At 74.5% G+C, this 10,331-nt stretch carries 8 protein-coding genes; 5 read left to right on the top strand and 3 right to left on the bottom strand.

Annotated features, from left to right (window positions below; all coding sequences use genetic code 11):
- The first annotated feature begins 991 nt into the window (after positions 1–991).
- The 5 genes from ACFP1Z_RS27810 to ACFP1Z_RS27790 all read left to right on the top strand — a co-directional run bounded on the left by ACFP1Z_RS27810 (position 992) and on the right by ACFP1Z_RS27790 (position 7,258).
- Entirely contained in the window at positions 992–3,094 is a 2,103-nt protein-coding gene (locus ACFP1Z_RS27810) for a hotdog family protein (RefSeq protein WP_390320406.1), read from the top strand.
- Positions 3,091–4,674 carry a PfaD family polyunsaturated fatty acid/polyketide biosynthesis protein gene (locus ACFP1Z_RS27805; RefSeq protein WP_390320405.1) on the top strand — a complete coding sequence of 528 codons (1,584 nt, stop codon included), beginning with the start codon at positions 3,091–3,093 and terminating at the stop codon, positions 4,672–4,674. Before ACFP1Z_RS27810 ends, ACFP1Z_RS27805 begins: the two co-directional genes overlap by 4 nt.
- A 26-nt stretch (positions 4,675–4,700) precedes the next feature.
- Positions 4,701–5,510: a lipase family protein gene (locus ACFP1Z_RS27800; RefSeq protein ID WP_390320404.1), complete on the top strand. Its 810-nt coding sequence runs from the start codon at positions 4,701–4,703 to the stop codon at positions 5,508–5,510.
- A gap of 182 nt (positions 5,511–5,692) precedes the next feature.
- Complete coding sequence (locus ACFP1Z_RS27795; RefSeq protein WP_390320403.1) at positions 5,693–6,280, top strand: hypothetical protein; 588 nt, start codon at positions 5,693–5,695, stop codon at positions 6,278–6,280.
- Positions 6,281–6,436: 156 nt separating this feature from the next.
- Positions 6,437–7,258 (top strand): oxidoreductase, encoded by an 822-nt coding sequence (locus ACFP1Z_RS27790; RefSeq protein WP_390320402.1) that lies wholly within the window; start codon positions 6,437–6,439, stop codon positions 7,256–7,258.
- Between the two features lie 31 nt (positions 7,259–7,289).
- Here the strand turns inward: ACFP1Z_RS27790 and ACFP1Z_RS27785 are convergent, their stop codons facing one another.
- From ACFP1Z_RS27785 to ACFP1Z_RS27775, 3 genes are all read right to left on the bottom strand, one after another.
- Positions 7,290–7,598, bottom strand: coding sequence for a hypothetical protein (locus tag ACFP1Z_RS27785; RefSeq protein WP_390320401.1), 309 nt, complete (start codon positions 7,596–7,598; stop codon positions 7,290–7,292).
- Between the two features lie 82 nt (positions 7,599–7,680).
- On the bottom strand, positions 7,681–9,633 hold the full coding sequence (locus tag ACFP1Z_RS27780; RefSeq protein ID WP_390320400.1) for an ABC transporter ATP-binding protein: 1,953 nt from the start codon (positions 9,631–9,633) through the stop codon (positions 7,681–7,683).
- A complete protein-coding gene (locus tag ACFP1Z_RS27775; protein WP_390320399.1) occupies positions 9,630–10,166 on the bottom strand; it encodes an NUDIX hydrolase in 537 nt (178 codons plus the stop codon). The genes ACFP1Z_RS27780 and ACFP1Z_RS27775 overlap by 4 nt, the downstream gene beginning before the upstream one ends.
- Positions 10,167–10,331 lie beyond the last annotated feature (165 nt).

Genomic DNA, 10,331 nt, shown 5'->3' with positions numbered 1-10,331 from the left:
GGTGCTGCCGTCCGGGGACGCCGACGGTGCCGCACTCCGGCCGGTCTCCGCGCCCGACTGCGGGGAACTGCTGCGGCGGACGGTCCGGCAGCTCCAGCGCGCGCACGCCGCGACACTCGCCGCCCAACAGGCCGTGTCCGACTGGCGGGCCGCCCGGGCGGACGGGGGAGCGCGGGCCCTGGCGCGGGGCGCGGGTGCGGGGCCTGCGCCGGTCGAGGGTATGTCCGTGGCACCGCCGGTACGGGGGGTCGCTGACCCGGGAACTTCCCTGGGCGGTAGGGCCACTGGGTCTGTGCCGGTGGCTGGTGTGTCCGTCGCGTCTGTGGTCCGGGGGGTCGCGCCGGAAGGGGCCGGTGTTCGGGGGGTGGGCGTGGAGCTGTCCACGGGCGCGGTTGCCGCTGCCTCGGCAACTTCCTTGGGCGGTACGGCCGCTGGGTCTGTCGCGCCACTGGTCCGGGGGGCTGCCCCGGCTGCGAGGGGCCCGGGCGGGGTCGGTGTTCCGGGGGTGGGCGCGGGGCCGGGCACGGGTGCGGCTGTTGCTGCCCCCGCAACTCCCGTCGGCGATACGGCCGCTGGGTCTGTCGTGTCGGGTACGGAGGGCCCGGGCGGGGTCGGCGGTCCGGGGGTGGGCGCGGAGTCGGCTACGGGTGCGGCTGTCGCTGCCTCCGCAACTCCCTTCGGCGGTACGGCCGCTGGGCCGGTGGTGCCGGCGAGGGCAGCCGCGTCGGCTGCCGGCTCGTCTGCCGCACCGCCGGTCCCGGGAGCCGACCCGGCGGCGGACCCGCTCGTGGAGGCCGGCACGGCGCCCGGGGTGCCGCCGATCCCTGAAGGAGCCGCAGCCGCGACGGTGTCGGGAACCGCCCCGGTGGCGGGCCCGGTTGCCGGTGGGGCGTCCGCGGCGGCCACCGTGCCGACGACGGTCGGCCCGTCCACGGCCTCCGGCGGCCGCCACGCGCCGAGTCCCGCTCCGCATACCGGGGGAACCCGGCCCTTGCCCGACGGTCTCCGTGCGCAGTGGGCGGCCCTCGCCTCCGGACGGCGGCGGCCCGGGACCGCGCCCGCCACGCCGGGTTCCGTACCCGCAGCGGACGGTTCCCTCGTCGTCCCCGACCCCGTCGAGTGGACGGCCCGCGGCGGCCCGGCAGTTGCGCTGGGGGCAGCCGCTGCCGCGCTCCCCGTCGGCCGGGACGAGGACAGGGGCAGCTACGAGGTGACGTGGCACCGCCCTCCCCCGAAGGACCCCGCACGGCTCACGCTCGACACCGAACGGGACCCCTCCCGGTGCCGGGTGAGCGCGGGCGACCGCCTTCTCCTCACCGTCACCGCGCAGCCGTCGGCGGACACGGACCGCCCGGCCCGGCAAGCCGCCCGCTTCCCCCGGGAGTTCCGGCCCCTCGCCCATACCGGCGTGACCCGGCTGTCCGGCACCGACCTCGACGCCCTCGCCCGGGGCGACGTGGCGGCCGTCCTCGGGGAGGCCTTCGACCAGCGGCACCTCGCCCCCGAACTGCTCCCGGAACCCTGGCCGGACCGGCTGCTCGCGGGAGTCGACAGCATCGAGCCCCGGGGAGGCCCCGGCCGGCAGGGCCTGCTGACCGCGACGACGCGTCCCGTACCCGACGGCGCGGACTGGACGACGCTGCACGCGGCGGCCGGTGAAGTCCTGCGCGTCCACGCCTTCTTCCTCGGCATGCACCTGTGCCTGCCCGGAGCCCACGCGGTTCCCCTGCCGGACGCCGCGGCCCGTATCGACGTGCTGCGGCCTCCCGGCCGGGGCCCGCTGGGGCTGACCGTCGAGGTCGTCGCCGTCGGCATGGTGCCACGCCCGTACGTGACCGCCGACTGCGAGGTCATCACCGTCTCCGGCGACGTGGTGGCCCGGCTGCGGGACATCGGCATCGCGGTGTACGGGCGCCCCGAGGAGGACCCCCTGCTGCACCTGGAACAGCCCAACTGCCGTCTCTCGTCGGCAGCAGGAGGGCCGACGCTGTTCAACGAACTGCACATGGCGCACTCCAGCGAGGGGAACGCCCGGCAGTTCGCCGCCGCCTGCGGGTCCACGGCCACCGTCCACGAGGTACGGCCGCGCCTGCCCCGGGGGGACTTCCTCATGATCGACCGGGGTGTCCGCTTCGAGAGCGGCCGGGCCGGCGGCGGCGCCGTGGGCGTCACCGAGTACGACATGCCGCACCACCCCTGGTACAGCCGTGAGAACGGCACCGGCACCGTGCCCGTACTGGCCGTCATGGAGATCGCCCTGCAACCGGGCGGACTGCTCAGCGGCATCGCCCACGGGGTGGCTCTGCGGTATCCGGAACAGGGCTACGTCTGCCGCAACCTGGAGGGCCGGGCGCGACTGCTCGACGACACCGACCCCCGGGGCAGGACCGTCACCCAGCGCCTCACCGTCGAGTCCGCCGCGAAGCTGCCCGGCGCGGACGTGCACCGCTACGCCTTCGAACTTGCCACCGCCGACGGCCCGTTCTGGACCGGCGAGGCCGTCCACGGCTACTTCACCCAGGAAGTCCTGGACCTCCAGCAGGGCATGGACAACGGCCGCCGCGTCCCGCCCTGGCTCGACCGGCAGCCCGTACCCCCCGCCGGAACCCGCGCCGTGGACGCCCGCGGCGACGCCCGGCTGGGCACCGGCCGGCTGGCGCTCCTGGAGGACCTGACGCTCGTCCCCGACGGCGGCGAACACGGTGCCGGATACGTGCGCTGCGCCAAACCCGTCCGTCCCGACGACTGGTACTTCGATCAGCACTTCTTCCACGACCCGGTGATGCCGGGCTCGGCCGGGGTGCAGATGCTCGTGCAGGCGGTGCAGGCGTACGCGCTGTACACCGGCCTGACCGACGGCCTGCCCGCCCCCGCGCTGCTCCCGGCGGTCGGCGAGGAGCTGCGCTGGTCGTACCGCGGACAGATCCTGCGCCACCACCGCGAGGTGCTCGGCGAGATCCACCTGCGCGAAGTCCGCCGCACCGACGGGCAGTTGTTCCTGCGTGCCGACGGCAGCGTGTGGCGCGACGGGCTGCGGATCTACCACGTCGAGAACATCGCTCTCGCGACGCGCCGGAAAGCGGTGCCCCGATGACGCGCGCGGAAGCCGTCCACCACACCCCGGACGAGGCGTACGCGGTGCTCTCCGCCCTCGACCGTCCCTGCTATGTCGTCGCCGTGGACGGCCGCGTCGGGGTGTCCCACGGGCCGCCCCGGCCGGGGCGTGGCACCCTCCTCGCGGTGAGCGGCGCGCTGCCGCCCGAACGGCTCGGTGCCCCGGACTTCCCGCCCCGGCACGGGGCACGCCTGCCGTACATGGCGGGGGCGATGGCCGGCGGCATCGCCGGGCCCCGGCTCGTGGCCGCCCTGTCCCGGGCCGGCTGCCTGGCCGCCCTCGGTGCCGCCGGCCTGCCGGAGGAGCGGCTGGACGCCGCACTCGCCGAGCTGACGCGTCTGGTCCCCGGCGGCGCGTACGCGTGCAACCTCATCCACACCCCGATGGCGCCGCGCCTGGAGCGCACCTGCGTGGACCTGTGCCTGAAGCACCGGGTGTCCTGCGTGGAGGCCTCCGCGTTCGTCCAGCTCACCCCCGAGCTGGTGCGCTACCGCGTCCTGGGCCTCGGCACCGGTCCGGACGGCCGGGTACGGGCCGGGCACCGCGTCATCGCCAAGGTCTCCCGCGAGGAGACCGCCGAGCTGTTCCTGCGGCCGGCCCCCGCCGGACTCGTGGCCTCCCTGGTCGCCGAGGGCCGGGTTCCCGCCGCGCAGGCGGCACTTGCCCACGCCGTGCCCCTGGCCGACGCCGTCACCGCCGAGGCCGACTCCGGCGGGCACACCGACCGCCGCCCCCTCGCTGTACTGCTGCCCGCCCTCGCCCGGCTGCGTGACCGTGTCGCACGCGAGCGGGGCACCGGGCCGGAGGTCCACCTCGGCGCGGCCGGCGGCATCGGCACCCCGCACGCGGTGGCCGCCGCCTTCGCGCTCGGCGCCGACTACGTGGTGACCGGCTCCGTCAACCAGGCCACCGTGGAGGCCGACACCTCGCAGCCCGTCAAACAGCTCCTGGCCACGGCGGGCATCGCCGACTGCGTGATGGCCCCCGCGGCCGACATGTTCGAGCAGGGCATCCAGGTACAAGTCCTCGGCCGGGGGACGATGTTCCCCGCCCACGCCGCCCGCCTGTACCGCCTCTACCGCGAGCACGGCAGCCTGGAGGAGCTGCCGGACGCCGAGCGGCGGCGCCTGGAGGAACGCGTCCTGCGCCGCCCCCTCGCCGACGCCTGGCACGAGACCGCCGCCCACCTCAAGGAGCACCACCCGGCACAACTCGCCCGCGCCGAACGCGATCCCCGGCACCGCATGGCCCTGCTGTTCCGCTGGTACCTGGCCATGGGCTCCCGCTGGGCCGTCCAGGGCGAGACCGCGCGCGCCGCCGACTGGCAGATCTGGTGCGGCCCCGCGATGGGCGCCTTCAACCTGTGGACCGCCGGCAGCGCCCTGGCCGTCCCCGGACACCGCCACGCGGCCGAGGTGGCCGGGCACCTGCTGCGCGGCGCCGCCTACCTGAGCAGACTGCGGCACCTGCGCACGAGCGGCCTGCGCCTTCCGCCCGCCTGCGCCGACTACCGGTTGCCTCCACCGCCGGGGCCCGGGCATCCTGCCGGATGCAACTGACACTCTGTCAATAAGGGAGTCCGGCCGTGCCCGCACCGACCGCCTTCGACCACCAGGCCACCGGATACAGCCTCACGCTCGCCTACTGGATGGCCCGCGCCTCGGACCTGGCGTACAAGGACGAGGCCGCGATCGACATCCAGGCGAAACAATGGGGGTTCGACCGTGTCCGCCACCACAGGACGGGCTTCACCCCGCCCTTCCCGCTGGAGGACACCCAGGCGTTCACCGTCGCCAGTGACGGCCTGGTCCTCACCGCCTTCCGGGGCACCGAGCCGAGGGAGATCCGCGACTGGCTCTCCGACGCCGACGCCACCCGCGTCCCCGGCCCCGACGGCACCGGATTCGTCCACCACGGCTTCGCCAAGGCCCTCGACTCCGTCTACGGGACGGTCCGGGACGCCATAGCCGAGTTCCGCACGGCGGGCCAGAGCGTCCTGTTCACCGGCCACAGCCTCGGCGGGGCCCTGGCGGTGCTCGCGGGCGCCCGCCTGTACCTGGAGGAGCCGAACCTGCGCGCCGACGGCGTCTACACCTTCGGCCAGCCGCGCACCTGCGACCAGCGGCTGGCCGAGGCGTACAACCAGGGCTTCGCGGACCGCACGTACCGCTTCGTGAACAACAACGACATCGTCCCGCACCTGCCGCCCGAGCCGGAGTTCGCGCACGTCGACAGCCCGCGCTACCTCGACTCCCGGGGCAGGCTCCACGAGTCCATGAGCCTGTGGAGCAGGCTGGCCGACCACCTCAGGGGCCTCAGGGCGGACGCGTTCGACGAGATACACGACCACCCGATCCGCACGTACATAGCGGCCCTGGAGACGAACTTCGGCTGACGCGCGCCCAGTCGGTGCCGTCCGACCCCCAACTCCCGTGACGCATCGCCCGATCGGTGCAGAGACCGGACGAAAGTTCCGGGTAACAACGGACATTGCACCCGTCATACGCTATGCGCACATTCCTCGGCACGGGGCGGGGGCCGTCGCCGCCGCCCCCGGGCATCGCACGGGAGGCCCCTGTGTACGTTCCCCGCACCCTTGTCGCTCTCGGTACGGCCGCCGTCATCGCGGCCGTGACCGCCGGAGCCGCGCCCGGCGGCGCGGGCACCGCGCACACCGCGGCCGAACGCCCCGCACCCGGCCGGGCCGCGAAGGGCCCCGCGTTCGCCCAGCTGTCCTCCGCGGTCGACCAGGAACAGGACGGCAGGGTCAAGCCGGTGCAGTTCGAACTCGTCGACGGACGCAGGGGCGTCGACGTCACCAAGGACTCCGTGACCGTCCGGCACCCGGGCACCTACCTCCTCGTCGTCGCCCCGCAGGTGACCACCGAGAAGGGCGGCGTGCAGAAGGGCAAGGACCCGACCGAGGGCTGCGCGGACACCTGGTTCGCGGTCAACGACAAGGACGTGCCCAACAGCGCCGTCCGCCTGTGTCAGGCCGCCACGCACAGCACCCACGTCGTCGTCTCGCAGTCCGTCACCCCCCTCAAGGCCGGCGACACCGTCAAGGTCCGGGCCAAGGGCGTCGGTGTGAAGTTCGACGCGACCCGGCCCACGGACGGCCCGCTGATCCCCAGCGTGATCCTCACCTTGACCGAACTGTCCTGACCCGGGGCGATCCGGAGCAGCAAGTGAGAAACCGGGCCCTCGGAAAAGAACGCGTCCGCCGGGTTGCGCGCCGCGCCCGCGCGTAGTGCCCTGGCCCTGGGACGGCGGTCCGCCCGCCGCACCGGGGCCGGGCACCCACACGAAGGAGGCGGCAGCATGACGCACAGAGTCGCCCTGGTCACAGGAGCTTCCTCCGGCATCGGGGAAGCCGCCGCCCGCCGGCTCCAGGAACTGGGCCTGACCGTCTACGCCGCGGCCCGGCGCACCGCACGCATGGCCCACCTGGCCGAACGGGGCGTCCGCCCCCTCGCCATGGACGTCACCGACGAGCAGTCCCGGCAGCAGGGCATCGCCCGGATCATCGCCGAGTGCGGCCGCGTCGACGTCCTGGTCAACAACGCGGGCTACGGCTGCCTCGGCGCCGTCGAGGACGTCCCCCTGGACGAGGCCCGCCACCAGTTCGAGGTCAACGTCTTCGGTGCCGCCCGCCTGATCCAGCTCGTCCTGCCGCACATGCGCGAGCGGCACAGCGGGCGCATCGTCAACGTCTCCTCGATCGGCGGGCGGATCCACACCCCCCTCGGCGCCTGGTACCACGCCACCAAGTACGCCCTCGAAGGCCTCAGCGACGTCCTGCGCCTGGAAGTCGCCCCGTTCGGCATCGACGTCGTGGTGATCCAGCCGGGCGGGATCCGCACCGAGTTCGCCGCTCTCGCCGCCGAGCACCTGCGCGAGGTCTCCGGCGACGGCGTCTACGGCCGGCGGGCCCGCGCCGTCGCGGAGGCCCTGAGCACCGGCAGGGGTACCCGGCACCTGTCCTCGCCCGTGGTCGTCGCCGACGCCATCGGCAAGGCCGCCACCGCCCCCAGGCCCCGGACCCGCTACGCCGTCGGCTTCGGCGCCAGGCCCCTGCTCGCCCTCCGCCGCGCCCTGCCCGACCGGGGCTTCGACGCCGTCGTGCGGCGCGCCGTGGCCTGAGCGGCACCCCGGCCGGCAGGGGCGCCGGGTATCACGACAGACCGATCAGGGCGTCCAGCACGCCCTTGAGCACACTGTCGCCGCCGCCCAGGAAACGGCCGTTGTCCTGCCGGTCGACGCCGTCCTGCTCGACGGTCTCCCGGCCGGTGGTCTCCCGGCCGACAGTCTCTCTTCCGTTGGTCTCTCTTCCGTTGGTCTCCCGGCCATTGTTGGTGTCGTCGTCCCGCACCGGCCCCGGCCCGGGCGGACGCGCCCCGAGGGCGTCGGCCGCACCGGCGGCCGGGACGGTGAAGCACAGGAGCGCGACGGCCCCGATGACGGCGGCTGGCATACGGCGCATGAGCTTGCCTCTCTGACGCGGGTGAGCGGATGGTGCACCAACATTGCCCCGCACGCGCTTTCGGAACACGTCGCGTCACCCGTTACGCGCAGTCCGCCGCCGCGTACTGGGCACGCTGCAACTCGTACAGACCGCGGAAGACCCCGGCCGACGAGGCACGCATCAGCTCCTCGAACGTGCCGCTCTCGCGCAGCCGCCCCCGCTCCAGGACATGGATGAGATCGGCGTTGCGCACCGATGCCAGCCGGTGCGTGATCAGCAGCACCGTGCGGCCCGCGTCCGTCAGGCGCCGGATCTGCTCGAAGACCTCCAGCTCGGCGCGGGCGTCCAGCGCGGACGTGGGCTCGTCGACGATGAGGAACGGCGCGTCGCGGTAGCGGGCGCGGGCGATGCCCAGGCGCTGCCACTGCCCGCCGGAGATCTCGTGCCCGTTCTTGTAACCCCGCCCGAGCAGGGTGTCCCAGCCCCGCGGCAGCCCCTCCGCCACCTTGTCCGCACCCGAGTGCCGGGCCGCCGCCAGGATCCGCTCCTCGTCGGGCGGGGTGTCGGTGCGGCCGATCGCGACGTTCATCCGGGCCGTCAGCGGCCAGCGGTGGAAGTCCTGGCTCACCATCGCGAACCGCGCCGAGAGCTGCGCCCGGTCCAGGGCGGCCGCGTCCACACCGTCCCAGCGGATCGCCCCGGAGCCCGGCCGGTACAGCCCGGCCAGCAGCTTGACGAGCGTGCTCTTGCCGGAGCCGTTCTCACCGACCAGGGCCACGACCTTGCCGACGGGGATGTCCAGCGTCACGTCCCGCAGGACGGGCCGCCGCTCCCGCTCCCCGCCGCCCGGATACGTGAACGACACGTTCTCGAACCGGATCAGCTCCGGCCGCTCCGGCACCGGCAGCCCGCCCACCGGGATCGCCCGCGCCTCCGCCTCCCGGCACAACAGCTCCAGATCCTGCACGTAACACGCCTCCTCGTACAGGCAGTTGACCTGGAGGACGAGCGCCGCCAGCCCCGTCGCACCACTGCGGGTCGCCAGCACCGCCGTCCCCGCCACCGACAGCGCCAGCACCCCCGTCAGCAGCAGCCCGCCCAGCGCGGCGTACGTGACGAGCGCGGCCGCCCCCGTCAGCGCCGCCGCCACCAGCTGGACCCGGGCGGCACCCCGCGCCAGCCGCGTCTGCTCGGCCTCGGAACTCTCCGCCATGCGCCGGTAGTGCTCCAGCAGGAACGGGCCCACACCGTGCACCCGGATCTCCGGCGCCGGCTCGGTACGGATCAGCGTCTGCCCGATCAGCCGCCCGGCCCGCGCATGCTGCACCCACCGCCGGAAACTCACGTACCTGCTCCGGGCGTTGCGCAACGACGCCCACGAACGCGGCAACGTCATCAGCACCAGCAACGGCAGCAGCACAGGATGCAGCACCGTCAGCACTCCCGCGGCCGCCGCGAACGACACCAGCGACCCGACGACGCCCGCGCAGTACCGCACCATGCGCCGCGCCGAGGCCGCCCCGTACTGGGCGGAGTCCAGCAGCCGGTGGAACTCCTCGTCCTCCACCGCCGACAGCTCCACCCGGATCACCCGCTCCAGATACATCTCGGTGGCCGTCCGCTCCACCTTCGGCTCCAGCCGGCCCGTACCGGACGTGGACGCGGCCGCCGCCAGCGCGCCGACCGCCCCCGTGACAGCCACCCCCAGCAGCGCCGGAGCCGCCGCGTGCAGGCGCGCTCCGAGCGGCCCGGCCGCGAGCACGGCCGTCAGCAGATGGTTCACCGCGACCAGCCCGGCCGCCTGGCCCGCGCCGCGCACCGCCTCGGCGGCACCCACCGTCCACAGGGCCCGCCGGTCCGCACGCCACGCCAGACGCACCGTGGAGGCCACCAGACGCGGCAGCCGGGCCGCCATGGCCCACAGCGACATCTCCAGGAAGGCGTCCTCGTGCTGGTTCCAGCCCGCGTCGTCCAGCAGCGGCCCGCCGAAGAGCAACTGCTCCGAAGCGCACGCCTGGTGAGGAACGCGCCCCGCGGCGCGCGCCCCGCTCACACCGCCCCCTCGGCGACCGGCCACCCGTGCACCGACAGCAGCGACCCGGCGACGAACCGGCCCAGGACCGCGGCCGTGTACGGCACACAGTCCACCGGCGGGCACGCCGGATCCACCCACAGCAGACCCGAGCACTTCTCCGGTTCGAGATTGCGCGGCTCGCCCGTCCACCGCTGCGCGGTGAACACCACCCCCAGCCGCGCCTGCCCCTGCGGACCCCGATGGTGGACGAGATGGCAGAACTCCAGATCGCCGGGGTCGACCACCACACCGACCTCCTCGCGCGTCTCGCGCAGCGCGCCCTCCACGACGCTCTCGCCCCGCTCCAAGTGCCCGCCGACCGGGGCGAGCAGACCGCTCGCGTACACGTCCCCGGCCCGCCGCAGCAACAGGACCCGGCCGTCGTCGCGGTGGAGCAGGACGATCAGGTCGACGACGCAGCGGTAGCGGTCGGGCCGCTCCTGCCTCCCTTGGTGTTCGAATGGCGGTCGGCCGCCGGTGAAGTCCGCGTGCGGGGTGGGGTCTTGGTGCACTACGCCTCCTCGTTGACGCCGTTTCGGACGAGCGCTCGGGAAACGACGCCCGTTGGAGGGATGTCACGGCCCCCCAAGGGCGCTTTCTCGGGCGAAAGTTCGGGTCGGAGTCAAGCGGCCCGGAACGGCCGGGCCGGGCGGCTGGGAGACGCTGTGCGATTCACC

Origin of the sequence: Streptomyces gamaensis, assembly GCF_042656465.1 — a bacterium.
In the GTDB taxonomy this organism is placed as follows: domain Bacteria; phylum Actinomycetota; class Actinomycetes; order Streptomycetales; family Streptomycetaceae; genus Streptomyces; species Streptomyces gamaensis.
The sequence above is the reverse complement of the archived record's forward strand: the minus strand, read 5'-3'. Positions and strand labels throughout refer to the sequence as shown.